Consider the following 26864-nt stretch of genomic DNA (forward strand, 5'->3'; position numbering starts at 1 on the left):
ACGGATGCGTACACTTATTAGTGAGCTTGCAGAAGAACTTTTAGAAGCAGAAAAGACGAATCAGCCAATTTCTCCTATTACAGAACGACATGCTGCTTTATCAGTAGCTGATTCTTACCATATTCAATTAGAGATTGTAAAAAGAAAGCTGGAAGAAGGAAAAAAAATTATTGGTAAAAAAGTTGGTCTAACCAGTAAAGCAATGCAAGATATGTTAGGAGTTAGTGAGCCTGATTATGGACACTTATTTGATGATATGAAAGTAACGGATAATGAAATAATCAACATTCATTCAATGGTGGCTCCAAAAATTGAAGCGGAAATTGGATTTATTCTAGAAGAAGATTTAAAAGGGCCAAACGTTACCTATTTAGATGTCTTAATGGCAACGAAATACGTCGTGCCGACCATCGAAGTAATCGATAGCCGTATTGCCGATTGGAAAATCAAATTAGTGGATACGGTTGCAGACAATGGCTCTTCTGCCAAAGTAGTGGTAGGGAATAAATATTCCACAATTGAACAAGCCGATTTACGTACGACTAGTATGCTTCTCTATAAAAACAAAGAGCTCGTCGCAACAGGAGCTGGAGCAGCTGCCCTTGGACATCCGGCACATGCGGTTGCATGGCTGGCAAATAAGCTATCTGATTTCGATATTTGTTTAAAAGCCGGCGAATTAATCTTACCAGGGGCTCTATCTTCAGCAGTACCAGTTGCGAGCGGGGATGTAGTAAAAGCAGAATTCGGTTCTCTTGGTTCAGTATCCGTACGTTTTGAATAATATCGGAAAGAAGGTGAAGAGTAGTGGAAAAAGTAAAAGCCGCAATTATTGGCTCAGGAAATATTGGGACCGATTTGATGTATAAGCTTCAGCGCAGCGAATTTATCGAGTTAACAGCTGTTCTTGGAATTGATCCGGATTCAGATGGTCTAAAAAGAGCGAGAGAAGCAGGATATCAAACATACAGCAATGGAATAAAAGCCCTTGCTGAAAATCCAGATCTGGCAGAAATTGTGTTTGATGCTACATCGGCTAAGGCTCACGTTAGACATTCAAAGATTTTAAAAGACTTAGGAAAAATGGTTATCGACTTAACTCCTGCTGCCAAAGGACCTTTTGTGTGTCCTCCTGTTAACCTTGGAGAAAATCTTGAATCAGAAAATGTAAACATGATTACATGCGGCGGTCAAGCAACGATTCCTATCATTTATGCAATCAACCAAGTTGCAGATGTAACATATGGAGAAATTGTGGCTACTATTTCTAGCCTAAGCGCTGGACCAGGAACACGAGCAAATATTGATGAGTTTACTGTTACCACAAGAAAAGCTATTGAAAAGGTAGGAGGTGCAGACTGCGGAAAAGCTATTATTCTCTTAAATCCGGCTGATCCACCTATCTTAATGCGCGATACAATTTATTGTAAAGTGAAAAATGTGAATAAAGAAGCTATTCAAAAGGCTATCAAGGATATGGTCAAAAAAGTACAAGAATATGTACCAGGCTATAATTTAAAGCAAGAACCATTATTTGATAGTGATCAAGTAACAGTCTTTTTAGAGGTAACTGGAGCTGGAGATTATTTTCCTTCTTATGCCGGTAACTTAGATATTATGACGGCTGCTGCAGCGAAGGTTGCGGAAGATTATGCCCGCTATAAAATCGAAGAGAGCTTATATGGAGGAATAAAGAAAGAGAGGGCTATAACGAATGAAACGTAACAGTGATCAGCCTATTAAGATTACAGAGGTCAGCCTCCGAGATGGAAGTCACGTAGTCAAACATCAGTTTACAGAAGCCCAAGTAAAAAGTATCACGAAAGCGCTGGACGATGCAGGGATGCACTATATCGAGGTTAGTCATGGAGACGGGTTAGGAGGCTCGACTCTGCAATACGGAAAGTCTCTCGTTGACGAAATGAAATTAATTGAGGCTGCGGTAGAAGAAGCGAAACAAGCCACCGTTGCTGTTCTTTTAATTCCGGGAATTGGAACGGTACATGAGCTGAAGCAAGCAAATAGCCTTGGGGCAGGCTTAGTCCGAGTAGCTACACATGTGACGGAAGCAGATGTTTCTGCACAGCACATTGAATATGCTCGGAAACTAGGGATGGAAACTTTCGGTTTTCTGATGATGGCCCATTCAGCACCCGTAGAAAAGCTTGTGGAGCAAGCAAAGCTAATGGAAAGCTATGGGGCACAAGGAGTTTACATAACTGATTCAGCAGGAGCTCTTTTGCCTCATGAAGTTCGTGAACGTGTTAGAGCACTGCGTAACTCTCTTCAAGTTGAAGTAGGTTTTCACGCTCATAACAACCTTTCGTTAGCTGTTGCAAATACGCTTGCTGCTATTGAAGAAGGCGCCACGAGAATAGACGGAAGTGTTCGTTGTTTAGGAGCCGGAGCAGGTAACACTCAAACTGAAGCATTGATAGCCGTGTTAAACCGTTTAGGAATAGATGTAGGTATTGATTTATATAAAATAATGGATCTGGCTGAAGAAGTAGTAGGACCTATCCTGCCAGGCTCTCAAGAGATTCGAAAAGGCAGCCTCGCAATGGGTTATGCAGGCGTGTATTCTAGTTTCTTACTTCATGCAGAGCGTGCTGCAAAGCGTTTTAATTTGGATTCACGTGATATTTTACTTGAACTTGGTAAAAGAAAAGCAGTCGGCGGTCAAGAAGATATGATTCTAGACGTGGCTGCTGAGTTAGCTCAAAGAAAGGTGGAAATGTGATAATGCCTTTAACGAAAAGCGCAAATTTAGAAATCGTTGACTATCTTTTATCTGCAGAAAGAGAAGGGTATGAAGTAACAAAAGTGACGGAACGCTACCCTGATTTGACAATTGATGACGCTTACAGCTTGCAAAAACAATTGATTGAACGAAAAGTACAAGACGGTGTAAAACGAGTAGGTGTAAAGCTTGGTTTAACAAGTAAGGCTAAGCAGGAAATGATGGGGGTACATGAAGCGATTTATGGATACTTAACAAGCGACATGTTGGGACTTGAATGGGAACCTATAGTATTTAATCAGCTGATTCACCCAAAGGCTGAGCCTGAAATTGCTTTTTTAATGGGGGAAGACCTCTGTGGAACCAACTTAACTGAAGAAGATGTTTTAAAAGCAGTAAAATATGTTGCACCAGCTCTTGAAATTATCGACAGCCGTTACTTGGATTTTAAATTTACTCTTCCTGATGTAGTAGCTGATAACTGTTCGTCTTCACGTTTTATTGTAGGGAGCAATTGGATAAAGCCTGACCAAGTGAATCTAGCTAATATCGGAATGGTGATGTCTAAAAACGGAGAGGTTGCTACGGTAGGCGCGGGTGCTGCCGTGCTAGGACACCCTGCTAAAGCTGTCGCCTGGGCGGTTAATAAACTAGGTGAACATAAAGAAGGGTTGAAAAAAGGGGATATCGTATTAACTGGAGCGGTATCTGAAGCAATTTCTTTTAGATCAGGTGATAGTATCCATGCACAGTTCGCTGATTTAGGCAGCGTATCATTCAGCTGCAGCTAACTAGAATTTTTTAATAATTATTTCATCTGAACATAAAGGCCCTTTGTTGTATAGAAAACTTTAAGGGAAGTCGATAGTATGCCGATTGTACAAGTTCACCTTTTGGAAGGAAGAGAAGAAAAAGACATTAAAAACATGTTAGTAGAAGTAACCGAAGCAATTTCTAACAGCCTTCACGTTGAAAAGGAGAGAGTAAGGATCATTGTCAACGAGGTTCCATCTTCGCACTGGGGAATTGCAGGAGTATCAAGGAAAGAAATAGATATGAATAAGAAGAAATAATTTGATTAGCTATAATAAAAGAGCGGTATATTTATATACCGCTCTTTTTTGTATACATCGGAAACTATCTAAGGAAAAAGAATCGTTCTTTTAATAGTCGCTTTAAGTTAGTTGATTTTTTTCAACAGCGCGCGCACAGGACTTCCATCAGCTTCAACTAAAGGAAGAGGAGCTGCGATTAGTTCATAGTCTCCTGAAGGGATTTTATCTAGTAAAACACCTTCTAAAATATGAATTTTATGGTATGCAAGTTCATGGTGAGCCGCTAGTTCTTTACTATCGAGTGGATCTACTGAAGGCAGATCAATGCCTAGCAGGCGAATGCCAAGCTTAGCAAGGTAAGGAGCTAAGCTTGGTTCAATGTAAGGAATGGTTTCCGGGAAAACACTTCGGTCTTGCCACGCGTCTGTTCGAATCAATAAGCGTGTAATACCTTTTAAAGTAACATCTGACAATTCATTTATTCCAATGCTTTTATTAGCTGGGATATGGACAACTTTTGTACGTCCAATATATAAATCTAAGTCCAAATCTATAACCTTTTTTCCGTTATCATCGAAATGAAAAGGTGCATCGATATGAGTGCCGGTATGGATACTCATTGTTATTTTTCCAACATTTACAGAACCGGTCTCTTCTTTACTCCAATTCACTTCATAAGAAAAGGGAGTATCACCAGGCCATCCTGCTGTTTTTTCGTCTAGAGGCTGTGAAATATCAATCCATTTGCTCATTCTTACTACCTCTCTATCTTTTTATAGAATATTTATAGCTTAGTTCGCAGGCTCCATAGTTCTGGGAAGAAGTGCTGATCCAGAGCTCTCTTTAAGTAATTCACTCCAGAAGATCCGCCTGTACCTTGTTTGTTTCCAATAATTCTTTCTACTGTACTCATATGACTAAATCGCCACATTTGCTGTTGATTTCCGATATCAACTAATTTTTCTGCTAATTCGTATAAGTCCCAATACTGATCAACGTTACGGTATACGGTAAGCCATGCATCCTCTACGCTGGCATTCGGTTCGTAAGGCTGTGAACAATCTCTTTGTAAAACTTCTTGATCTACCGGCAACCCGCGTTTCATAAGAGCATGAATAGCAGCATCATAGATACTAGGCTCATGAAGAGCCGTTTGCATTTTTTGATACAAATCCGCGTCATGCTGGTAAACAGAGAGTGTATGGACATTTTTATTTCCTAAAGCAAATTCTATCAGGCGATTTTGATAAGATTGAAAGCCAGAAGATTGACCTAATTTATCTCTAAATTCCATGTACTCTGCCGGTGTTAAGGTAGAGAGAACACTCCAAGATTGAATTAGCTGCTGCTGAATTCTTGAAACGCGTGATAACATTTTAAATGAAGGTTCCAGGTTATTAGCACGGATGCACTGAATAGCAGCTGTTACCTCATGTAGAATTAGTTTCATCCATAGTTCACTAGCTTGATGGATGACAATAAACAGCATTTCATCATGGTGATTAGAAAGTCTATGCTGACTAGATAATATTTTATCAAGGTGCAGGTAATCTCCATATGACATAGCTTTCTGAAAGTCCGTTTGAAGTTCTTTCTCTAGTTCAACTGCATTTGGTGCCTTGTTATTTGTCGTTTTCATTTTGTATCCCCCTTGTTTTTATGTAAAATAACTTGAACGTTAACGTAATTCCTCTAATTCCTCTTTCAAGCTGCTATTAGCCATATCTTCTGCAAAATGATGGTTAACTTTTCTTTTCTTAGAGATAAAATAAGCAATGGATAAGAATGCTAACCAAGGAATTCCAAACTGAAGCATAATTTTAAAATCTGTAAACCAAGTGGTAATCATTAAACCGAGTAATAAGATGGCTCCTAAAATCGTAAAATAGGGGAAGCCAAGCATTCTTACCGGTAATTTTCTTCCACCAGATTTCTCCCATTTTTTTCGGAAGTAGAGGTGAGAAACAAATATCATAAGCCATGTGAACATAGCTCCGAACATTGAAATACCCATCATAAAGGCATATGAAGAGCTTGGGAGCAGTCCATTAACTGCTGCCGCAAGAAAAATGCCCAGGGTTGATACAGCAAGGGCCCATAGCGGTACACCTTTTTTACTTAGTCTCCCTAAAAAAGCTGGTGCATGTTTACTTTGAGAGAGAGAGAACATCATACGTGTAGAAGCATATAACTGACTGTTCATAGCTGATAAAGCAGCCGTTAAAATAATGAAATTCATAATTCCAGAGGCAGCCGGGATATTCAGAATTTCCATTACTTTCACAAATGGACTTTTATCAACTTGAGCTGACTTCCATGGAACAATCATTAACATGATGCCTATAGTCAAAACGTAAAAAGTAGTTAAACGAAACACAGTTGCTTTTAAAGCCTTCGGAACGGCTACATCAGGCTCTTTTGCTTCTCCAGCTGTAACTGCAATCATTTCGGTTCCTAAGAAACTAAAGAGGGAAATAAAGACAGCTACCCACATTCCCCACCACCCGAAAGGAAGGAATCCACCATCATTTACAAAATTATCTGTACCCATATTAGGGCGTGCATCTGTTCCAAACAGAACATAGGATCCTAAAAGAATAAAGCCCACAATTGCACTGATTTTTATCATAGAAAACCAATACTCAAAAGTAGCAAACGTATTAACACTAGTTGCGTTTACATAGATTAGTATAGCAGCAAACACTAAAATCCAGACAATACCCGGAACGCTTGGAAACCAGTACTTCATATACACGGCTATTGCACTTACTTCTACTCCAACGGCGAGAACGTTGGCTATCCAATATGAATAGCGAACCAAAAACCCTGCCAGGGGATGTACATATTTTTCAGAAATTGTTCCAAACGATCCAGAGGTAGGGTGGGCCACTGTCATTTCTGCCAAACACCCCATTAAGAGTAATACAACAAAAGCTCCTAAGGCATAACTAACCAATACACTAGGTCCAGCTGTTTGAATCGCAAGTCCACTGCCTAAGAATAGTCCAGTTCCAATTGCACAGCCCATCGAAATCATTGTCAATTGACTTGTTTTTAGATTTCGTTTTAATCCCTTTTCTGCGTCATCTTTGTTTGGCAATTGAGTATTGTGGTTTTTCATATTTCATCTCCCTCATAGTTTCAAAATAATGGTTTGGCTGCATATCTACGTAAAATAGCTTCCTTAAGAATTAGAAAGCGCTTACTTTTCTCGTTAAAAAAACAAGTAGTTTAGCTTTTACGCCACTACTTCACGTTCGTTTTTAAATTTTTCATATTCTTTATCGTTCATAATTTTCTTCAAAGTTTGTACTACTTCCCAGACTTCTGTATAAGAAGTATAAAGAGCAACAGGAGCAAGACGAATAATATTCGGAGCGCGAAAATCTGGAATGATACCATTCTCTTTTAATGCTTTACAAATGCGCGCTGCTTCCTTATGTTCAAGACTTACGTGCCCTCCGCGCTTTTTATCTTCTCTAGGGCTTCCGAGGGTAAAATTGAAGTCACTCAGTTCTTTTTCTAATAAATACATTAAATAATGATTGATTTTAAGAGATTTAGCTCGAATATTATCTATACCAGCCTCAGTGAAAATTTCTAGCGATCCAATTAAAGGAGCAAGACTTAAAACGTGGGGTGTTCCAATTTGATAAGCACCGGCTGAATCAGCAGGTGTTAATGTGTGCTCCATATCAAACTGCTTTTCTTTTTTTGAACTAAACCAGCCTGCTAAACCAGGTGCTGTTCCAAAATGTTTTTTATTTACATATAAACCGCCTACACAGCCAGGTCCACCGTTTAAGTGCTTATAATTACACCAATATGCAAAGTCTACATCCCATTTACTAAATGAGTGAGGAATTGCACCAATAGAGTGGCAGCCATCAAATCCAATCAAAATTCCACGTTTGTGTGCTTCAACCGTCAATCGTTCCATATCTAATATTTGGCCGCTGCGATAGAGTACAGTTGGTAGGATAATTAAAGCAATCTCATCGGTCATAGCCTCAATAATGTCATCTTCTTCTAAAAAACGGCCATCGCGGCTTTTTACACGTATAAGGTGAGTGTCTGGACTGTATCCGTGGGTTCGCAGCTGACTTTGAAGCGCATAAATATCAGATGGGAAGGTCAATTCATCAGCTAAAATCTTTGTGCGCGTTCCTTTTGGGTTGTAGAAAGTAGCTACAAGCTGATGAAGGTTAACTGTTGTCGAACCAGTTACAATGACTTCTTCGCTAGAAGCCCCAACTAACGGCGCACTCATTTCACCTAATTTTTCGGACAAGGAGAACCATGGATGTTTCCCCTGAGTCCATCCATCAATTCCTTGTTCTTTCCAATCATTTAATACTTCTATAAGTCTGCGTTCAGCTCTTTTAGAAAGGAGCCCCAATGAGTTTCCATCCATATATATGGAATCAGGCTTTAAATAAAATTCGTTACGAAAACTTGAAAGGGAGTCTTCTTGATCCAACTGTTTGGCATACTCTAATGTGGGTTTAAAGGTATTTAATTGCATAATTTTCCTCCTCTGCATTACTTAATATGTATCCTAGAAGAATCGTAACAAAGAATATGACACAGTGTCAATAATATAATTTTGAAAATTAAAAAAATAATTTTTGTAATAAATTCTCTTTATTACTTTTCGTTTTGTGAAAACTTCTATATCCTAGAGAGTAAAACGGATAGGGAGGAAGGAGCCTTAATGAATGAAAATAATATTGAAGATAAACGGCATTTACGTTCAATAAAGACTCGACAAAAATTATTAGAAGCTGCAAGAGAAGTATTTATACAAGAAGGTTTTCACAAAGCAACTATCACTCAAATAATAAAAAAGGCAAGGGTTGGGTATGGGACTGCATACGTTCATTTTGAAGGAAAAGAAGACTTTTTAGTTGTATTAATGGAGAATGTTATGGAGAAATTTTATGAAATTGCCGAGGCTGCATTTTTACCCGCATCTGTAAATGAAGCAGAAGAAATGATTCATAAACAAACGAACGAGTTTTTAAAAATGGCTGAGGATGAACAAAAAATGCTGCAAGTGTTTGAGCAGGCTATTGGTATTTCTCCTCTCGTTTCAGAGAAATGGAAGAACATTCGGGAAAAGTTTATTCAACGAATTTCAGAAGACATTGCCTATGCGCAGCGCAATGGATTAGCACGTAAAGATGTACATAACGAGTTAGTAGCAAGAGGGTGGTTTTTCACTAATGAAATGTACCTTTGGGAAATTGTTCGTAATGAATATGAGCACCCTGTCGAACAAATTGCTAAGAATATCGCATCTATTTATATTAAAGGACTCTATTTATAATTTCGGTGCGTAAATTGCACTTGTTTGAAACAAGTATATAGTATCCCGTTACTATTCAACATTCTCTGCAGAAAAAGGGGCCGTTTCCCCATATACTCTCTCACGGGTATAGATAATAGTATAAATATAATAAAGCTCACTAAACGTTGAACGTTTAGTGAGCTTTTTACTCTATGGAAAAGTATTATTTAATTTGAACTTTACTTCCGTTTATTTCAATATACCATTTACCTTTTGCATAGCTATCTTTTGAAACCTCAAATACGTCAACATCCGTAACTTTGATACCTGGATTTAAATCACTTGCAATCTTAGAGTCATCAATGTTAGTTTCAACTGCATAATTTGATGTTGCATCAATATCAGCGTCATATTTTGTTCCTTTTTCATCAATGAGGTTAATTGTTGGGGTTGAAAAAGCACCTAATGGTTTGTCAGAGATGTTTTTAACAGTCCATTGGATAGCAACAAGTGTACCGCCTTCAGAAGCTTTTTTATTTGCATATTGGTTTCCAACTTGTTCTCTTTCTTCTACTTTTGTTACAGAAACTTCTGCTTTATCATCTACTGTAAAAGTGTCTCCCACTTTATGAGCTTTTTGTTCTTCTGATTTTGAAGAGTTAGAACTAGATCCAGAACCACTATCGTCTCCACCTGATGCTACGACAGCAATTACTACAATAAGTGCAATAAGAATAATAAATCCTAAACAGCCAATCTTAAAAAATTTTTTCATTTCAGTACATTTCCTCCTGTAAACATTAAACATGCATTTATTATGTATTTAAAATACATGTTTAATGTTTACATATATATAGTTATATTACAATATTAAATTTCCTTATTTTAATAATAGGTTAGATCAAACTGCTTAATATACACTAATATGGACTTGTTATACTTAAATTAAGTCTCGATATGTTTGTTTTGGTTAATTTTAGTATATATAAATTATTTTACCAATATATATATACTAAAATAGGATGTGAGTATGTATATCAAAATAACTAGCAGAAACTTCTAGCAATAAGAAGAGGGAATCGTAAATGCAAGGTCCAGTAGACAGTTTATTAAAAGAGTTGCACTCCCCTCATCGTTCGGATATGGTTATTTAGGAATTCATTTTCATAATGCTACAGAAGAGGAAAAAGAGAGGATCTAGAAAAGTAATGAGCAAGTATGACTATATCAAAAGACAATTAGCAAAAACGAATAAAAAAAATGATGAGAATTATATCATTACAAGGATCTGGCATTTGCTTGATAATTACGATATAAAAATAAATACTCAACAGTATGTAGTACGATCAAATAAAAACCAAAGGGTCGAATACGGCTTAATTGATTTGTATTTTCCACAGTTTAATTTGGCCATTGAAATTGATGAAGCCCATCATATGAATGATATAAATCAAACACTGGATGAAATTAGAAAAAACGATATTGTGAACGCCTTAGATTGTGATTTTATAAGAATAGATGCTACTCAATCTCTTGAAAAGATTCATGAAAAGATCGACCAGGTAGTAGAAAAAATTAATCTGCTAATAAAAGAGCAATGGTTTATTCCATGGGATTTGGAGAAGGAATATGATCCAAATACTTATATTGAACAAGGATATATAGATGCTGATGACAATGTTTCTTTACGGTTAGTTGCAGACTGTTGCAATGTGTTTGGAGCTGGCTATGCTCACGGAATTCAAAAAAGCGGAGCCCCGCACAAATTTGAAGAAGATACAGATATTAAAAGATTAAAATTTTTCCCTAATGAAACTTGGAACAATCAACTTCTTGAAAATGAGGAAATATTTATTGAATATAATACAATTCCAGAAGAGAACGAAGCCTACTTTCAAAAAAGAATGTATCAGCTGAATCAGAAGATCGCGCTATTTGCATATGCTAAAACTTCTTCTGAACGATTTGAAGCGATATTTAAAGGACTTTATGTACTAAATCGTGAAAAAAGCAAAGATACAGGCGTTCTAACTTATAATCGTATATCGACCATAATGCCGACTTACTATCCAAAAGATGTTAAACAACCTCTTAGAATCGCAGAAGCCTATAATAACGAAGGATATAAAGTAGCACACTTTTATACAGAGAATCAGGTTAGAAAATTTGAAGGTAAATATAAAAAGAGATATAAGATAATATCGTATTCATAAAAAAATGTTTTTATTATAAGTTTCGGAAAGAATGGTTATGTTAAGCTACACTTTTTTATTTTGTTATAATACTTAACGATTATCTAATGTGAGATACTTTCTTTTTATTTGAATTCTGTTTTCATAATAGAATTCAAATTCTCTTTAGCTTGGTGCCTCTTTTGCACATAAGTCTTCTTCACTCTATAAAAGAAACCTCAGTTCAAGTCATACATTTGAACTGAGGTTTCTTATTATCCTCGAAAGGTTAAATTTATTTTTTATTTACTTGGCGTCCACTTTTTTTCTGGCTCTGGGAACTTGTGTTGCCAGTTTGAAATTCATTGCCTAATTCAACATCATTTCTTTTATCTTGCTTCTCTACTTGCTCTCTTGTCTGATTCTTTTTCTGTATCCCTTGTTTTGACATTACTTATCTCATCTCGCTTTCATCTAGTATTGTTTTTAATATGTGCAACTATAAGAAAAAACATATAAATTAAATAAATAATTTGTTAGTTGCTTCTGAATCAAAGCTCTATTTATCACCAAGCTACCCCCGGCATATAAACAACCGAGCACATCTTACATTACTACCTACGTCTTACCTAATGCAGTAATTATTCTTTTTTAGTTTTAGGGTGGACGGACAAGCTTTATGGGATTAATTTGATTTTGGAATAGGTGAGAATAGTATCGTAAAAAGGACACATAATTAGTAAAACAATTACTGTTGTTTAATATGTCAGGAAATGAAGATTTTACTCATTTTTGGAGGAAGTTGTAATGGAGAAAGATCAAACTTTGAAAAATGCGATGAATGAATGGGCACGTGTAACTGAAGACCCAGAAATGTTAATGACTTATGAAGTAAACCAGGAATTCCAAGTAGATGAAACATTAACATTAAAAAAAGCTGAAAAACAAGGGAAAAAAAGAGCTATTAAGAGAGTAGCGTTAAGAATGCTACAAAAAGGTATGGATAATCAAACAATATCTGAATTAACTGAGCTTACAGAAGAAGAGATTGAACAGATTCGTAAATAACGAATGTAAACCGAGGGTAGGAAGGAATATATCCAAAACAAAATTTTATTTTATCACGATAAAAAAAGGGCTACCCCAAAATAGGAAAGAGGTAGCTTGCTCTACTCAAGCAAAAAATTGAATACATTGGTTGAGTTAAAACAACTACATTATTTTAACATGTATAAAATTTTTAGTAAAACGCTATCATTTCCAGTTTTATTACCTAATTTCCTCTGCTAAAATGGAATCATAGGGATGAAAAGAGAAGGGTAGATGAGGCATATGAGTACGAGTCTATTGCTAACTTTAGGAGTTATATTTTTGGCAACAATAGCTATAGCCATTTTAATTAAGATTCCAGAAGAAGATTAAACTGAATAATAAAATAAAAAGCTATCTCAAATAATAAAGGAGATAGTTTTTTTACTGCTTTATGTCCCATTTGAAAAATTAAAATTGATTTTATATAGAGGAATTAAATGCATAAAAATTAATTAAAAACAAATACTTTCACTGTCATAAATAAAAAGGAGGCTAGATAAAGATGGATGCACAAAGAGCACAAGAAATTGCCGATTCAGTGGACATGGCCAATGTAATATATAACGGGAAAAGCATTTACATTGAGCATGTAGACCAACAAAATGGGGTAGCTACAATTCATAACCTGGATGAACCAAATAATAAGCAAAGTGTTTCTATATCTGAACTAACAGAACAATAATTTACTCTTAGAATAAAAAAGCCATTTTATTTAGGCTTTTTTTATTTTTCTCTTATTTTTATGGAGAGAGGATAAGAAGAAAAAATAACCACATTAGAAAAGTAGTGTTAGATCAAGGATGTATAAAAATCTAACCGTAATGAACTTCACTTTTAAATGGAGGACTCAGAAAATGTTGAGGGTTAGAAGTCATTTTTTCGTTTATGTTGACTTCTACGAAATTTTATTGTAGGATAATCTATATCATCAATAAACACATTAAATACTTATCCTACGATGCACGTTATGCCCTATTTGTTTTGAACCGTACTGTTTATTTGGGATTCCTACATTTGTTGACTGATGCCATGCCTGTCTTTGACACAGGATCGCTGGAACGTTAATATACGGAAACCCACCTGCGAGATCGCGGGTTCACAAAACAGATTGGGAGGACGACATAGGTGGGAATCCCTTAACTATACATACCGTGCTAGACGGGGAGATGGCGGTGCCCTGTAACCTGCAATCCGCCTTAGCAGGGTTTAATTCCTAACAGAGGTATGAGTCAGGTAAGGTCTGACTTGGACAAGTGGTGTTGACAACTGGGTCCTGCACAACAGAAACCTATGAACATGGTCAGGTCCGGAAGGAAGCAGCCATAAGTAGATTCTTCTGTGTGTTGCAGCACAACCCGGTCGAGCTAACTGTACAAGTAACGCTTATTTGATCATGTCAATGACGGGTGCACGGTGTTTTTACTTAGCAATTTTTATTTAGTGTTAAGAAAACTATCTTTAATAGGTCTGGTGGCGATAGCAGAGAGGTCACACCCGTTCCCATATCGAACACGGAAGTTAAGTTCTCTAGCGCCAATGGTAGTGGGGACTTTGTCCTTGTGAGAGTAGGACGTTGTCAGGCAAAAAAACAGCTCATCATATCAATGATGGGCTGTTTTTTTGTATATTAATTTCGTTTAAATTGATTTCTACGAAATTAAATGTTATGTTTTATGTAATTTATTAGTACATGTAGGAGGATTTAGAGTGAAAAAAAATAGCCTAGAAGTTATTCCGTTGATTGATGACTTTAGCCAATGGTTAATAGAATCAGGCAAATCTGATAATACGATTAAAACCTATCGAGCAGTGCTAAACCAATTTCATGAATGGCTTCTAAGTGAAGGTAGACATTTAGATCAAGTAACAAAAAATAATGTCCAAACTTATATGATTAACCTTGAATCTAATAATAAAAGTGCGTCGACTATAGAAAAAGCTTTTGTCACAATTAGCGTTTTTGCACGCTTTCTTGAAAAAACAGAAATTGTTCAAAATATTGAACGTAAACGAAAAGAGAAAAACAACGAGGTTGTACCACAGTCATTAGAAGCAAGTGAGCTTGACCGTCTTTTATCTGAAGTAAAGCAACAGGGAAACCTTCGTGATATTGCTATTGTATATACTTTATTACATACAGGGGTTCGAGTATCAGAAATTTGTGCTTTGAATCATAAAGACGTAGAGATTAACAAATCTGACGGTTTTTTAATTATCCGTAATGCTAAAGGGTGTAAAAAGCGATTTGTTCCTCTTTCTACAGAAGCAAGGAATAGTTTAAAGAAATATATTGATTCACTTGATTCTAATCATGAAGCTTTATTTGTCTCTAATTTTGATAGAAGAATGTCTCCACGTACGGTTCAGTACATGTTAAAAAAATATAATGTAAATCCTCATAAATTACGCCATACTTTCTGTCATGAGTTAGTTAAGAAAGGGATAGATATTGCAACAGTTGCCGAATTAGCAGGCCATTCTGATGTGAATGTTACAAAACGATACCTAAAATCTTCTACAAGAGATTTAGAAAATGCGATTACGCAAACCTTTTTATAAAAATAAGCTCTGTAACAAGAATCATGATTCTTGTTACAGAGTTTTTTTATTTAGGTGTATGTTCCTACTTAATAATTGCAAAATTAAGTATTAAAACAAAACTTACATAGATGTTGACTTCTGCGAAATTATAAGATAAAATAATTTTTGTTGGTAGCGAAACAGATATTAATTATTAAATTACTAGTCCATGTTTCATATGAAGGGGTAACATACGGATAAATGTGACTGACTATAAATAATTTCCATACTTATTGGTGGCATAGTCAAGGTCTGCAATACCTTTATCACCGGTTCAAATCCGATTGCCGGCTCCACATTCTAATAGAGAGCTTAGAAAGGACCTTTAGCTCAGCTGGTTAGAGCAGACGGCTCATAACCGTCCGGTCGTAGGTTCGAGTCCTACAAGGTCCACCATTGAACCTGAAATATGGAGGAATACCCAAGTCTGGCTGAAGGGATCGGTCTTGAAAACCGACAGGGGTGTCAAAGCCCGCGGGGGTTCGAATCCCTCTTCCTCTTCCATTATATCTTTGTTATTATCGCGGGGTGGAGCAGTTCGGTAGCTCGTCGGGCTCATAACCCGAAGGTCGCAGGTTCAAATCCTGTCCCCGCAACCATTTTTCACATGCGGATGTGGCGGAATTGGCAGACGCGCTAGACTTAGGATCTAGTGTCTTATGACGTGGGGGTTCAAGTCCCTTCATCCGCACCATTTTAGGAAGCGCCCGTAGCTCAATTGGATAGAGCGTTTGACTACGGATCAAAAGGTTAGGGGTTCGACTCCTCTCGGGCGCGCCATAAACGGGAAGTAGCTCATTTTGGTAGAGCCCAAGTCTGATAAGCGTGAGGTCGGTGGTTCAAGTCCACTTAGGCCTACTATTATTCCACAGTATTTCAATGGAAGATCCATACAGAGAAGTACCCAAGTGGCTCAAGGGGCTCCCCTGCTAAGGGAGTAGATCGTTAACGCGGTGCGAGGGTTCGAATCCCTTCTTCTCTGCCATTTTATAATTTTATCTGGTCCGTTAGCCAAGTGGTCAAGAAATTATCCTTTTAAAAAGGTAACACGGGTTCGAATCCCGGACGGGTCATTACAAAAAAGGCAGTTTGCTGATAAAGCAAGCTGTCTTTTTATTGGATAAGAGATATTGCTTTAATCCATTATGTAAAACTAATTTAAATGTTATTAGAATGAAGATAAAAAGCATTTGATAATAGTGCCGATAACTCGGAGTATGTCAACAGAGATATTTAATAAATTTCAACATTGTAGAAACGCTCCAGCTATAACCCAAAAAGAACAACCAAACAAAAAAGCACTCACCACAAGTGAGTGCTTTTCCATTAAATAAACAATCCAACCATAATACCTGTTAAAATCGATCCCATTGTAGCGACTAACAGCATTTTCAAGCCGAACTTTGCAACCCGTGAAGCTTGTTCGCCGTTGATTGCTTGGATCGTACCAAGAACGATACCAATTGAGCTAAAGTTTGCAAATGAGATTAAGTAAGCTGATACGATCCCGACCGTTTTTTCAGAAAGGTGAGGCATCATTTTTTGGAAGTCAAGCATGGCAACGAATTCGTTTGCTACTACTTTTGTTCCCATTACGCCGCCGGCTCTCATTAGTTCATCTGCCGGAATACCCATGATAAAGGCAATTGGGTAGAAGATATAGCCTAAAATGTCTTGAACAGTTAATCCAATTACGCCGTTTAATACGTAGTTCACTAATGCTAAAAGACCAACGTACGTTACAAGCATCGCTGCTACGATTAACGCAACGCGTCCGCCGTCTAGTGCTCCGTCACCGATTGCTTCAAACAGCGTGCCTTGCTTAGTAGGCGCTTTAATATCGACTTCGTTTTCATCTTCTACTTTTACAGGTGCAACGATAGAAGAAACGATTAAGCCAGAGAATACGTTTAGCGGAAGGGCAATTAATACGTATTCAGCCGGAATCATCTGCATGTATGCGCCTAGAATCGAACAAGAAACGGATACTAAAGATGTTGTTGTGACGATAAATAAACGGTTTGGTGCTAAACCTCCGATGTGGTTTTTCACCGCAATTAGCGCCGTTGTATCACCAAAAATCATTGCGTTCACGGCTGTGAAGCTTTCAATTTGGGGAAGTCCGGTAATTTTTGAAACAAGTCCTCCGATATATTTGATCCCAAAGGGTAAAATACGAGAGTAGTTTAAAATACTTAATAATGCTGAAACGAATACAATCATAACTAACGTTTGGATAAAGAAAATGCCTTTTCCTGCAAGATCTCCAAACACGAACGAAATTCCGTCGTTACCAAATGATAAGATCTTTGTAAATACACTCGTAATAAAGTCAAGCACCTTGCGACCAATCGATGTATTCATCATAAAAGCAGAGATAGCGAGCTGAATAACCAGCATAACTGCGATGCCTTTGTAGTTGATAAGTTTCTTGTCGTTTGACATGAGGAACGCAACTGCTAAGACAATTACAATTCCGATAATTCCCATTAAAATTGACATTTACTTTTCTCCTTACATGTACTCTATATTTATAAAAGAGGGACGTGCATAGAAATGACTATGTAAATCGGCCTCTATTTTATATAAAAATCAGGACTTTCACGCTAGTTTTAGTAAAAATGGGCAAAATTTTTTAGGCCATTGTAAAAAATGACGTAATGGTAAAATAATATTTACTATGTGCTAATATGTAAAAAAACATGCAGAACTGACATAATAACTTATATTTCGACAACCTCTACTATCTTAAATCATTTCGAACAAAAGAAAAAGAGGAAATGAAGATATTTTTAATATAATTGTGAAATATTTTTTAAACTTTCATGATATTGCCAAGATTTTAGTGGAATACACAAAAAATAAGAGCGCCATCTTTAAAATGTGGTAAAATATGACGTAATTAGTAAGGGAAAACGGGGAAGGGAGAGGCACGAATGAATCAACGTAAAATAATTCATTTAGCAACCGGCATGCCTGAACAAATGGCATACAGTCCTGACAAAGAAATGCGCACAGGCATATGCAAGAAGCAAGTAGACGAAACGTTTTTAGCAAAAGAAGGGTTTCAAGGCGACGGCGTAGCGAACTTAAAGTATCACGGCGGTCCGGATCGTGCGGTGTGCGTGTATCCGTATGAGCACTACAAAAAATGGAACGAAGAGTTTGATACGGAGCTGCCAATGTCTGCGTTTGGAGAAAATCTTGTTGTTGCAGGCATGCTTGAAAAAGAAGTATGCATTGGAGACATTTATCAAGTAGGAGACGCCGTTATTCAAGTGACGCAAGGGCGAAATCCATGCGACACAATTACAAAGCGAACGGGCGTTAAAGGGATTTTAAAACGAATGATTGAGACAAGCTATACCGGATACCTTTGCCGCGTGCTGAAAGAAGGTACGATTACGCAAGGTGCAGAAGTGAAATTGATTGAAGCTCATCCAAACCAAGTATCCGTTTGGTTTACGCTTGATTTATATTTCCATCGTTCAAAAGATGTAGAAGGGATGAAGCGGGCTTTAGAAGTGGCTGAGCTAGCTGAAGACTGGAAGCATAAATTTCAAACGCGTATTGAAAAGGCGCTTTCCGTCGCGCAGCGATAAAAAGTAAATGCCCTCTAATCTTTAGAACGTATCTAACGATTAGAGGGCATTTTTTTCTTAGAAGCGTCCGTATCCTAAGAAATGATCTTGATAATAAGAAACATCTAGGTCAGCTACAGCTACACCGTGTGAACCAGCATGAATCATTTGGCCGTTTCCGATGTAGATTCCCATGTGAGATGGGCCGCTTGTGTATGTGTTTTGGAAGAATACTAGATCGCCTGGTTGTGGAGACGAAATTTTTGTCGCCATGTTCCAGTAGTTTGCTACGCTTGTACGTGAAATGCTGTGACCGCTATGGTTGAACACGTATGCGATAAAGCCTGAGCAGTCAAATCCGCTTGGTGTGTTTCCTGCCCATTGGTAAGGTGATCCTACTAAACTACGTGCAACATTTACTGTGCTTCCAGAAGCCGTGCTTGTTGTTGGAGCAGGTGCTGGTGTGCTTGTTTCTTGTGCTGCAGATGTAGATGCTGTAGAAGTAGAAGGAGTTGATGTGCTTACACCTTTTACTTGGCTTGCGCTTGGTTTACCTGATGCAATTGTTACATAGCTTGAGCTTTTTGAAATCCATTTATTTGGTGCAATTTCAACTAAGCCGTTTGCTTCTTTTAAAATAGCAAACTCTTGACCTTGTGTTGCAGTTCCAACAACTGGAGATGAAAAGCTAGCTCCTTGACGAATATTTAACGCACTCACGTTTACGATGACTTTTTGATTAGTAGTAGTAGTTGCTTGTTGTTGAGGTACGCTTGGCGTTACCTTTTCTTGTACGGGTGCTGGTGCAGCGCCTCCGTCATTTGCACTTGCTGAAGTTGTGCTAAATGTTAGGGCAGCGGGAACAAGTAATGCTGCTAACCCCATATTCATAACTGTACGATTTGCTTTCTTTAGCATGTTCTTTCTCCCTTTCCATAACTTGTTTTATTCACAACTGTGAGTCTATCAATCCTGACAGGAAAAGTAAACATCTAATTCCAAATTACGACATTTTGTAACATAGTTTTAATATTAAAGGGCGATATAAGTAGAATTGTCACCTTCTCTGTAATAATTCTGATAATTTATCTAGGTAGAAATGTTTAGGAGATTCATAGATTTATTAGAAAATATGTAAGCTAAATGAAAAAGGGGAGCAGAAACCCAGCAGCTGAATGGCTTCAAGGCTTTTAGGATGTATAAAAGCTATAGGTAAAAATGATATCGTCACTAGCGATGCACTTTATTTTTTCCTAAATGAGCACATAGAGAAGAAAGATACGCTGTCATAAAAGAAACTCAGTTATTATAACTGCTATGCATGAAGTACATTAAAAGCGTGCAATTGAAGTGAGCAAAAAAGAAGCGTAGTATACAAGGAGGAATGAACGCGTGAATCATTTACATTCATATATGTAGGAGTGGTTGTTGTATGAAACAGTCATCATCTTTTATTAATGGAATTCTTTTAGCTGCTCTTGTACTGATTTGGGGATTAACGTGGCCGATGTCGAAGCTGGCGCTTGGCTATTCATCGCCTATTTTGTTATCTGGACTGCGGTCATTAAGTGCTGGAATCATCTTATTAGCAGTCGCACTGCCAAGATATAAACAGCTTCACTGGAAGCAGAACTGGCGTAAATATATGGTGTCAGGTCTATTTAATTCAATCTTATTCTACGGTCTGCAAACGATTGGACTTATGTTTATGCCAGCAGGAGTCTTCAGCGTTATTGTCTACTTACAGCCGGTGCTCATCGGCATTATTGCATGGCTGTGGATTGGAGAAAGCATGAACGCTGTGAAGATAGGGGGCTTGCTTCTTGGTTTTGTAGGTGTAGCTACCATCAGCATGGGAGAATTATCTGCTAATGCTTCAGCCATTGGAATTCTTTTAGCTGTCCTTACGGCACTGAGCTGGGCGATTGGAACCGTTTATATCAAGCGTATTAGCGACAGTGTAGATGGCATTTGGCTTATTACTGTTCAAAGTCTTGTCGGCGGAGTAGTTATGACAGCAGCTGGCAGCAAAGTGGAAGGATGGTCTCATATGATGTGGAATTCATCATCTATGCTGCTGCTTTTATTTTTAGCACTGTTTTCTGTTGCCGTTGCGTGGCTCATTTATTTTTATTTAATTAGTAAAGGAGAGGCCAGCAAAGTGGCGTCCTTTAATTTTCTTGTTCCGATTATTTCAATTGTCATTGGCACGCTCTTTTTAGACGAACCGTTTACGTCGTCACTTCTTGTAGGGCTGGTGCTTATTATTATCAGTATTTATTTAGTGAATAAAAAAGCGAAGAATCAAAAGTTAAAGCCCTCTGATGGAGGAGACCAGGCAGCGTGAAGCTATTCATAAAAAAACCGTATTCGCAACTCGAATACGGTTTTTCGTTTATTCAGCAACTTCAGTTTCATTTGCTTTTAGCTTTTCATAAAATACGCCAAGCGAAGTCGTTACATACGGAACAAGCCATAATAACCCAATGCCAAGCGTGATGATACTTAAAATTCCCCAGCCGATAAAGCTTAAAACAAGTAAAAAGTAGGTCCACTTGTAGCCGTTCATTAACCGTCTGCTTTCAGTAATAGACTGATTGACTGAATAATCTGGGTTATCGCGGAATACGTAGTAAGCCTGTGAATAGGCAAGGCTTTTGATGATGCCAGGAATGATTAATAAAATGCTCCATAGCACGGTATAAATAATCGTTAGCAAGTAAAGTCCGAGGGTTCTAAAATATAATCCCGCAGATGAAAACGAATCAAACACGTTTCCTACACGTACACTTTCTCCTCGCACCAGACGCAATAGTACCCAGTAGTAAGAGAAAAAGAGCGGTACGAGCAGCAGGGATACAATATTAGCTAAGGTAGACTGAGAGTATTCGGTTTCAGACCCGCTTGGAAATCCGTTGATTAAAAAGTCAATAAGTCCTGGAATACCGGCAGCAATTAGATACGTAACGAACGTAAGCAGTACGGCAAATCCCCAGCGGTTTTTCAGCGCTGCGAGTGCACCTTGCTTCACTTCTTTTATTCTCATAACTTGATGTCCCCCTCTAGGTGAGTTTATACAGAGAATTTAACCTGTACATTAGTCAATATATTAGCGATTTTTGAATATATGAATGCTTGCACTAATAAGTTGTGTAAAGATTTTTTAGATGCTTGAAATTTGTGGAAAGTCCTTTAAAATGGAATTATAAGGATATTTCCGGTGGGAAGGAGGAATGAAAATGACGCTTGTGTATTTGCTGATTCTGGCAGTCGTCTATGTCTTTCTAGATTTTTGCCTGCGAAAAAAGCTGCATACAAAGATGACAAAAAGTTATTGGAGAAGCTTTAAAGGAAGGCGTCCGCTGTTTATTACAATTGAAATGGTGATGCTTGCTTCGTTTTTAGTGCTGATCTTTGTTATACCTCCAGCCTACACCTCCGTTTTTATGTTTCTTTTCTTGTTTCTCCTGTACGTGCTTCGAGGTTTCGAAGAATGGAAGTTTGAAAGAAAGCAAAAAGAGCACTACCACTCGTGGTTTGGTGCAACTTTTTTCTTATTTGGGACGTTTATATTACTGATGACAGATATGTAAAACAAGATTGAGACATAACGAAATGAACCGCTGTTGATTTCCGTGCAAGACTTCGCTTTCCGCGGGCGGCCGGTGAGCCTCCTTGTCGCGTGTGCTCCTGCGGGGTCTCGCCTGTTCCGCTTTTCCCGCAGGAGTCTTCGTCTTGCTCCCCAATCAATCACTAGAAGCACCTACATATATGAAACAAGCCTACGTTCACCATACCCATGAAAAAATCCGAACGAATTGGATTCTCCATCAAGAATCAAGTTCGTTCGGATCTCCCTTCAATCAAACTACTTTTATACAAGCTTCTTTTTTTACGTAAAGTATTGAACGACTGTGCCTTTGTTCTTCTCTACGTTAACACTCGCATACGCGCCGTTAATAAGCGTGAGCTGAGGAGGGAGGTGGCCGCAGTCGATGTCATAGATAACTGGAATATGTAAGTCAGAGGCAAGGTCGCGATACACATCTTCAGCGGTGTAGGAATCAACGGGTTTATTAGCGCTGCTTCTGCCAAATAAAATACCCGAGCAGTTATCAAACCAGCCCGCTAGCTTAAGCTGAAGAAGTGAACGGCGAAGGTCAGCCGTCGTCAGTTCACAGTTGTCAAAGTACCAAATGACGGGCTCAGCAGGAATGTGTTTTTCTCGAAAAGCTTTTACGTCTCCAAAAGGAGTGCCCGCTAAGTGTCTGATTACGTCAATGCATCCTCCGAGCAGACGCCCTTCGATGTGCACGTCGCTTAACTCTGTATGCTTCCAAGCAGTTTGTTCCGTTAAATGAAACACACATGGTGACGGGTTGTCGTGCTGCCATTCTTTTTGATAGCGATCAGAAGAAACTTGAACCACGCTTTCTCCTTTTTTGGTCGTCAGCACCTGCTGCCACATCGCAGTTGTTGGGTCCCAGTATTCTCCTCGCAAGTCCACAAAGTTGGTTCCATGAGCCGTTGCAATCCCAGTATTAAGTGTAATAGTCAGCAAAAGAACGCTGGTGTCAGAATAGCCAAGCACCCATTTTGCTGTCCATTTCGTAAAGTCGAGATGTTCAAGAATTTCAATCAGCAGCTCGCCTCCCCAAGGAGGAATAATGATATCAATGTTTTCATTAGCAATCATGGCTTGAAGTTCATTTGCACGTTTTTTAGGAGAAGCGGATTTTGCTTTATGCTGCGTCCACACGGTTTCTCCCGGTATAACAGAAAAGCCTTTTTCTTTCATGCGTTCACACGATAAAGAAAACATGGAATGAAGAGCTTGAGGTACACCAGAAGAAGGTGCGGTTATGCCAGTGGTTGGGTTAGATGTAAGAAAAGGATAGGTAATCATAGCGGCCTCCTTCAAAGGTTTTAGCTTATTTTACCAGCGAGAGAAATACTGAACAAGCTTATTTTTCATTTAATTTAGGAAGATTGATAGGTTTTGTAAAAAGAATCCGTATTAATAGATGTAAAAGCAAGCGGAAAGGAGCAATGTCATGGAAGATGACTGGATTGTTGCGTGTATAACGCGAAAAAAAGAAAAAGGATTAGAGCTGTTAATCGATCAGTACGGAGGGTTAATTACGGCCATTGTACGCAAGCATCTAGGCATGCTGAAAAGTTATGAAGAAGAGTGTGTAAACGACGTGTTATTAGCGGTGTGGCATCATATTGATCGCTTTGATTCGGAGAAAAACACGTTTAAAAATTGGGTTGCGGCTATTGCGAAGTATAAAGCCATTGACTATCAGCGCAAATACATAAAAACGCAGCACGAATCGCTTAGCGAAGCGGGAGTGGGTGAAACATCAGAAGTTCATAACATTCAAACAGACGACGTGGAAGAACTTTTAGGCCACTTAAGTGAAGGAGACCGCGAGCTGTTTAAAGCGTATTACTTACAGGAAGTCGAGCTGAAGCAAATTGCTGAAAAACAGCAGACCACCATCAGCAATTTATATAACCGGCTGTCGCGCGGACGAAAAAAATTAAAAGCGATTTTTAAATGAGAAATAAGGAGGGACAAAGATGAAAAATCAATATGACTTATTAAACGGATCTTCTGTAGATTTTGATGAATATGAAGAAATTGAGCTAACGGCAAGCGAGAAAAAGCGAATGAAAAAACGCTTAAAACGTGAAATAAAGCCGGCACGAAAAAAAGCGCGTCCGCTGATTGCCGCTGCGGTGCTGCTGCTTGCTGTGACGCCTGTAATGATGCAAAACGAAACGGTATGGGCATCGGCTGTGCGAATCAGTCAGCAAATTGGCCAGCAAATCGAGCTGCTTATGAACAAGCCTGAAGGCAGCTTGAGCAGCTATAAAAAAACGGTAAATGAAACGGCAACGGACCAAGGCATTCAAGTAAAAGTAAATGAGCTGATGCTTGATGACGGACAGTTGCTGCTTGGGTTAACGATTAGCGCAGATGAATTTAGAAAAACGGGACTAGGTCTTAACAGAAACACGCCAATTCGACCAGGAGAGCTGCGCGTGAAAATTGGCAATATGTCGTTTTTTGATTCGGCTTCCAGTATTAGAGAGGAACCAATCAAAAACAAAGAGGGAAGCTGGAGCTATCTGTACGCTTTAAAACTAACGCAAGCGGACACGGACGGAGACGGGAAAATCGATGTGGAAGGCTACAATGTGCTAGATCATATTGATCCGAATAAAAACTATCAAATCAGCGCTCAGTTCACGAGCCTTGATTTTGAAAAGAATCCTAGCCAGACGAAAAGCGGGAACTACCGGGATTCCTACGGGGAAATTAAAGGAAATTGGACGGTTCATACAAGCGTAAATGGCTCAAAAATCATCGCTGATACAAAAGTGTATCCGTTGAATAAAGAAATTCCGATTAACGAAAAAGGAATAAAAGGCGTATTGTCCATCAAAGAAGTTCGCGTATCGCCTGTTTCGATTAAGCTACACTATACGTTTACATCGTCAACAGGAAGCATTCGAAACGGAACGAACGTGGGCGTAAAAATAAAAGATCAAAATGGAAGAGATCTTTCTGAAAGCGGCAGTGGAGGAGGAACAGACAGAGTGCTAGAAATGGACGAAGAGTACCGAAACGACAAAGGAGTGGTTATGCTTCGATTTGTTCCGTATGTAAGTGATTACGAAAACGACAGTTCAAAAGATTTAACTTCGGACGCCTTTAATTTGAAGGTAAATAACAAATAACAAACTAAAAACCAGATGCCTGCTTAGCGAGCATCTGGTTTTTTATTAGATATCCATTTTATTTAACAAGCGAAGAAACGTCTGTAATTCTTCATCCGTAAAATGTCCAAGCTTTTCACCATATTCTTTGGTGAGCACTTTTTCCATTTCTTCTGCAAACTCTTTTCCTTTATCCGTAATCGATAAGTAGACAACGCGACGGTCTTTTTGACTGCGTACGCGCGTAACAAATTCTCTTTCCATTAATCGGTCGCTGATGCACGTCATGCTACTGTTTGAGATGTGCATATGCTCGGCAATCTCAGAAACGATATGATTCCCTTCTTTATACAGCATGTGAAGCGCTAAAAATTCATTTAAAGGAATATATGATTTTAAAGTAGGGATAACCGATAGCTGCATTTTTTTCGTTTGGTTTCGCATCGTTGAAACCACATTTTGGATAAGTTCATCTCGTGTATTCATTGAGGTTGTGTGCTCCTTTTTCCGTTCAAACAATTTCTTTTCTTTTCTATTGTACCATATTGTTTATAAAGATAATGGGCAGGTTTTTTAAAGAGAAAAAGAGAAGTAGTATCTATCTGTTGCGATAGAAAGGGGCTTGAGTGATGGACAAGATAATTGAATTTAAAACGACGCTGCTTCCTTTTGATGGAGCAAAAAAGCTTATGAATGCAAATAATTCGGAAAGTGACTTATTATACAAGGAATATTATGATCTCGGAGACGGCAAGCAGATCTGTACGCTTGTGTTTGAACGCTATTTTTTCCACACCGGCGGCAGGGGATCACTAACGATTATTTTAGAAAATGTGTCCGGTCCAAACAAAGTAAAGTGTATTCCTTCAGGAAGCGCAGAAGGGATATTAAATATTGATTGGGGAGCAAGCAAGGATTTTGTACGATGGGTAGAAAACGCACTGTCATCGTACACGTTAGAAGAACCGCAGAGATAAAGGCAAAGCTGGAGAAGGCAATGAGCTTCTTCAGCTTTTTTTGTGAAGCGAAGGGCGAGTAGAGAAATGAAAAGATGCAAAAGCTACTGTAGAAATAAGAACTTTATGTGGACAATAGGCATTTTTTCTCTTTTTACCGGATAAATGAGTATAATATTAAATTGCAGGAAGACTTCACATTTACATAACAAAGGAGAACATAATGAAAAAACTCAGCATTGTATTATTTGTTTTAATGATAGCTATAGTAGGCTGTTCAAAAGGAAATGATTCAAGTTCAAAAGAAGTAAAAGGAACGATTGAAGCACCGGAATCAATTCAAGCAAATGAACAAGTCAAGCTTAAAGTCCTTGTGACGCAAGGAGATAAAAAAGTGGAAAACGCCGATGACGTGCAGTTCCAAGTTGAAAAAGAAGGCTACATCAATCAAGAAATGACAAAAGCACCGCACGAAGGAAAAGGTGTATACAGCACGGACTATACGTTTAAAGAAGACGGCGAATATATGATTACCGCTCACGTTACGGTAGACGGTGACATGAAAATGTTTACGAAAAAAGTAGAGGTAGGCAAGTCTAAAGAGTAGTACCTATAATTGAAGAAGCGGCTTATATAGCCATTTAAAAGAGAATGCCTCGTGCATTCTCTT

General features: G+C 38.3%; 29 protein-coding genes, 6 tRNA genes, 1 rRNA gene and 2 other RNA genes. 26 read left to right on the plus strand and 12 right to left on the minus strand.

The window, feature by feature from the left end; translation table 11 throughout:
- Window positions 1–4: 4 nt before the first annotated feature.
- From AC4NPH_RS17720 to AC4NPH_RS17740, 5 genes are all read left to right on the plus strand, one after another.
- Window positions 5–784: a 2-keto-4-pentenoate hydratase gene (locus AC4NPH_RS17720; protein WP_013058276.1), complete on the plus strand. Its 780-nt coding sequence runs from the start codon at window positions 5–7 to the stop codon at window positions 782–784.
- Between the two features lie 23 nt (window positions 785–807).
- Complete coding sequence (locus AC4NPH_RS17725) at window positions 808–1725, plus strand: acetaldehyde dehydrogenase (acetylating) (RefSeq protein WP_013058275.1); 918 nt, start codon at window positions 808–810, stop codon at window positions 1723–1725.
- Entirely contained in the window at window positions 1715–2740 is a 1026-nt protein-coding gene (gene dmpG / locus AC4NPH_RS17730; protein ID WP_387567991.1) for a 4-hydroxy-2-oxovalerate aldolase, read from the plus strand. Before AC4NPH_RS17725 ends, dmpG begins: the two co-directional genes overlap by 11 nt.
- Window positions 2741–2742: 2 nt before the next feature.
- Entirely contained in the window at window positions 2743–3531 is a 789-nt protein-coding gene (locus AC4NPH_RS17735) for a 2-keto-4-pentenoate hydratase (RefSeq protein WP_013058273.1), read from the plus strand.
- Between the two features lie 78 nt (window positions 3532–3609).
- Window positions 3610–3813, plus strand: coding sequence for a 4-oxalocrotonate tautomerase (locus tag AC4NPH_RS17740; RefSeq protein ID WP_013058272.1), 204 nt, complete (start codon window positions 3610–3612; stop codon window positions 3811–3813).
- Window positions 3814–3920: 107 nt separating this feature from the next.
- Here AC4NPH_RS17740 and kynB read toward each other — a convergent pair whose 3' ends face one another.
- The 4 genes from kynB to kynU all read right to left on the minus strand — a co-directional run bounded on the left by kynB (window position 3921) and on the right by kynU (window position 8320).
- Window positions 3921–4547 (minus strand): arylformamidase, encoded by a 627-nt coding sequence (gene kynB / locus AC4NPH_RS17745; protein WP_013058271.1) that lies wholly within the window; start codon window positions 4545–4547, stop codon window positions 3921–3923.
- Between the two features lie 32 nt (window positions 4548–4579).
- Window positions 4580–5434: a tryptophan 2,3-dioxygenase gene (gene kynA, locus AC4NPH_RS17750; protein WP_013058270.1), complete on the minus strand. Its 855-nt coding sequence runs from the start codon at window positions 5432–5434 to the stop codon at window positions 4580–4582.
- Between the two features lie 39 nt (window positions 5435–5473).
- Window positions 5474–6916, minus strand: coding sequence for an amino acid permease (locus tag AC4NPH_RS17755; RefSeq protein ID WP_055992711.1), 1443 nt, complete (start codon window positions 6914–6916; stop codon window positions 5474–5476).
- 117 nt (window positions 6917–7033) lie between these two features.
- Window positions 7034–8320, minus strand: a complete 1287-nt coding sequence (gene kynU, locus AC4NPH_RS17760) for a kynureninase (protein WP_098196796.1) — start codon at window positions 8318–8320, stop codon at window positions 7034–7036.
- Window positions 8321–8509: 189 nt separating this feature from the next.
- Here kynU and AC4NPH_RS17765 point away from each other — a divergent pair, with 189 nt between their 5' ends.
- Window positions 8510–9124, plus strand: a complete 615-nt coding sequence (locus AC4NPH_RS17765; protein WP_013058267.1) for a TetR/AcrR family transcriptional regulator — start codon at window positions 8510–8512, stop codon at window positions 9122–9124.
- A 184-nt stretch (window positions 9125–9308) separates the two neighbouring features.
- On the opposite strand, the gene AC4NPH_RS17770 is transcribed toward AC4NPH_RS17765, so the two are convergent.
- Window positions 9309–9860: a DUF4352 domain-containing protein gene (locus tag AC4NPH_RS17770; protein ID WP_063672322.1), complete on the minus strand. Its 552-nt coding sequence runs from the start codon at window positions 9858–9860 to the stop codon at window positions 9309–9311.
- Window positions 9861–10293: 433 nt separating this feature from the next.
- Between AC4NPH_RS17770 and AC4NPH_RS17775 the strand changes: the two genes are divergently transcribed.
- Complete coding sequence (locus tag AC4NPH_RS17775) at window positions 10294–11298, plus strand: AbaSI family restriction endonuclease (RefSeq protein ID WP_098196910.1); 1005 nt, start codon at window positions 10294–10296, stop codon at window positions 11296–11298.
- 253 nt (window positions 11299–11551) lie between these two features.
- Here AC4NPH_RS17775 and AC4NPH_RS17780 read toward each other — a convergent pair whose 3' ends face one another.
- Entirely contained in the window at window positions 11552–11707 is a 156-nt protein-coding gene (locus AC4NPH_RS17780) for a hypothetical protein (RefSeq protein WP_013058266.1), read from the minus strand.
- 356 nt (window positions 11708–12063) lie between these two features.
- On the opposite strand from AC4NPH_RS17780, the gene AC4NPH_RS17785 reads away from it, so the two are divergent.
- The 12 genes from AC4NPH_RS17785 (at window position 12064) to AC4NPH_RS17840 (ending at window position 15913) form a co-directional block, all read left to right on the plus strand.
- A complete protein-coding gene (locus tag AC4NPH_RS17785) occupies window positions 12064–12324 on the plus strand; it encodes an Rpn/YhgA-type helix-turn-helix domain-containing protein (protein WP_013058265.1) in 261 nt (86 codons plus the stop codon).
- A 526-nt stretch (window positions 12325–12850) separates the two neighbouring features.
- Window positions 12851–13030, plus strand: coding sequence for a small acid-soluble spore protein H (locus AC4NPH_RS17790; protein ID WP_013058264.1), 180 nt, complete (start codon window positions 12851–12853; stop codon window positions 13028–13030).
- 265 nt (window positions 13031–13295) lie between these two features.
- Window positions 13296–13484, plus strand: a non-coding RNA gene (gene ssrS, locus AC4NPH_RS17795) — 6S RNA.
- A gap of 13 nt (window positions 13485–13497) precedes the next feature.
- Window positions 13498–13762, plus strand: an RNA gene (gene ffs / locus AC4NPH_RS17800) — signal recognition particle sRNA large type.
- Between the two features lie 52 nt (window positions 13763–13814).
- Window positions 13815–13930, plus strand: a 5S ribosomal RNA gene (gene rrf / locus AC4NPH_RS17805).
- 125 nt (window positions 13931–14055) lie between these two features.
- Window positions 14056–14907 carry a tyrosine-type recombinase/integrase gene (locus tag AC4NPH_RS17810; RefSeq protein WP_029323362.1) on the plus strand — a complete coding sequence of 284 codons (852 nt, stop codon included), beginning with the start codon at window positions 14056–14058 and terminating at the stop codon, window positions 14905–14907.
- A gap of 340 nt (window positions 14908–15247) precedes the next feature.
- Window positions 15248–15324 (plus strand) — tRNA-Ile (locus AC4NPH_RS17815).
- A gap of 15 nt (window positions 15325–15339) precedes the next feature.
- A tRNA-Ser gene (locus AC4NPH_RS17820) sits at window positions 15340–15432 on the plus strand.
- An 18-nt stretch (window positions 15433–15450) separates the two neighbouring features.
- Window positions 15451–15527: transfer RNA gene (locus AC4NPH_RS17825), tRNA-Met, on the plus strand.
- 10 nt (window positions 15528–15537) lie between these two features.
- Window positions 15538–15622 (plus strand) — tRNA-Leu (locus AC4NPH_RS17830).
- Window positions 15623–15631: 9 nt separating this feature from the next.
- Window positions 15632–15708 (plus strand) — tRNA-Arg (locus AC4NPH_RS17835).
- Between the two features lie 114 nt (window positions 15709–15822).
- Window positions 15823–15913: transfer RNA gene (locus AC4NPH_RS17840), tRNA-Ser, on the plus strand.
- A 341-nt stretch (window positions 15914–16254) separates the two neighbouring features.
- Here AC4NPH_RS17840 and AC4NPH_RS17845 read toward each other — a convergent pair.
- Window positions 16255–17430, minus strand: a complete 1176-nt coding sequence (locus tag AC4NPH_RS17845; RefSeq protein ID WP_098196795.1) for a NupC/NupG family nucleoside CNT transporter — start codon at window positions 17428–17430, stop codon at window positions 16255–16257.
- Window positions 17431–17864: 434 nt separating this feature from the next.
- On the opposite strand from AC4NPH_RS17845, the gene AC4NPH_RS17850 reads away from it, so the two are divergent.
- On the plus strand, window positions 17865–18530 hold the full coding sequence (locus AC4NPH_RS17850) for an MOSC domain-containing protein (RefSeq protein ID WP_013058261.1): 666 nt from the start codon (window positions 17865–17867) through the stop codon (window positions 18528–18530).
- 57 nt (window positions 18531–18587) lie between these two features.
- Here AC4NPH_RS17850 and AC4NPH_RS17855 read toward each other — a convergent pair whose 3' ends face one another.
- Window positions 18588–19427, minus strand: a complete 840-nt coding sequence (locus tag AC4NPH_RS17855; protein WP_013058260.1) for a C40 family peptidase — start codon at window positions 19425–19427, stop codon at window positions 18588–18590.
- Window positions 19428–19941: 514 nt separating this feature from the next.
- On the opposite strand from AC4NPH_RS17855, the gene AC4NPH_RS17860 reads away from it, so the two are divergent.
- Window positions 19942–20856, plus strand: a complete 915-nt coding sequence (locus AC4NPH_RS17860; protein ID WP_063672313.1) for a DMT family transporter — start codon at window positions 19942–19944, stop codon at window positions 20854–20856.
- A 48-nt stretch (window positions 20857–20904) separates the two neighbouring features.
- Here the strand turns inward: AC4NPH_RS17860 and AC4NPH_RS17865 are convergent, their stop codons facing one another.
- Window positions 20905–21555, minus strand: coding sequence for a DUF975 family protein (locus tag AC4NPH_RS17865; protein ID WP_013058258.1), 651 nt, complete (start codon window positions 21553–21555; stop codon window positions 20905–20907).
- A gap of 193 nt (window positions 21556–21748) precedes the next feature.
- Between AC4NPH_RS17865 and AC4NPH_RS17870 the strand changes: the two genes are divergently transcribed.
- Window positions 21749–22102 (plus strand): DUF4181 domain-containing protein, encoded by a 354-nt coding sequence (locus AC4NPH_RS17870; RefSeq protein ID WP_057273695.1) that lies wholly within the window; start codon window positions 21749–21751, stop codon window positions 22100–22102.
- On the opposite strand, the gene AC4NPH_RS17875 is transcribed toward AC4NPH_RS17870, so the two are convergent.
- Both AC4NPH_RS17875 and AC4NPH_RS17880 read right to left on the minus strand, forming a co-directional pair.
- Window positions 22077–22259, minus strand: coding sequence for a hypothetical protein (locus AC4NPH_RS17875; RefSeq protein ID WP_098314723.1), 183 nt, complete (start codon window positions 22257–22259; stop codon window positions 22077–22079). The two genes, AC4NPH_RS17870 and AC4NPH_RS17875, sit on opposite strands and share 26 nt — an antisense overlap.
- Window positions 22260–22401: 142 nt before the next feature.
- Window positions 22402–23415: a S66 family peptidase gene (locus AC4NPH_RS17880; RefSeq protein ID WP_098196794.1), complete on the minus strand. Its 1014-nt coding sequence runs from the start codon at window positions 23413–23415 to the stop codon at window positions 22402–22404.
- Between the two features lie 148 nt (window positions 23416–23563).
- On the opposite strand from AC4NPH_RS17880, the gene AC4NPH_RS17885 reads away from it, so the two are divergent.
- On the plus strand, window positions 23564–24076 hold the full coding sequence (locus tag AC4NPH_RS17885) for a sigma-70 family RNA polymerase sigma factor (protein ID WP_098196793.1): 513 nt from the start codon (window positions 23564–23566) through the stop codon (window positions 24074–24076).
- 19 nt (window positions 24077–24095) lie between these two features.
- Window positions 24096–25259 carry a DUF5643 domain-containing protein gene (locus tag AC4NPH_RS17890; RefSeq protein WP_098196792.1) on the plus strand — a complete coding sequence of 388 codons (1164 nt, stop codon included), beginning with the start codon at window positions 24096–24098 and terminating at the stop codon, window positions 25257–25259.
- Window positions 25260–25304: 45 nt separating this feature from the next.
- Here AC4NPH_RS17890 and AC4NPH_RS17895 read toward each other — a convergent pair whose 3' ends face one another.
- The gene (locus AC4NPH_RS17895) at window positions 25305–25724 is read right to left on the minus strand and encodes a MarR family winged helix-turn-helix transcriptional regulator (protein ID WP_013058252.1); all 420 of its coding nucleotides are present in this window, start codon (window positions 25722–25724) and stop codon (window positions 25305–25307) included.
- A gap of 143 nt (window positions 25725–25867) precedes the next feature.
- Between AC4NPH_RS17895 and AC4NPH_RS17900 the strand changes: the two genes are divergently transcribed.
- Window positions 25868–26215: a DUF6054 family protein gene (locus AC4NPH_RS17900; protein ID WP_491938837.1), complete on the plus strand. Its 348-nt coding sequence runs from the start codon at window positions 25868–25870 to the stop codon at window positions 26213–26215.
- A 202-nt stretch (window positions 26216–26417) separates the two neighbouring features.
- Window positions 26418–26801, plus strand: a complete 384-nt coding sequence (locus AC4NPH_RS17905) for a FixH family protein (RefSeq protein WP_097812302.1) — start codon at window positions 26418–26420, stop codon at window positions 26799–26801.
- Window positions 26802–26864 lie beyond the last annotated feature (63 nt).

It is taken from the genome of Priestia sp. MDV22-iso46 (assembly GCF_058629175.1).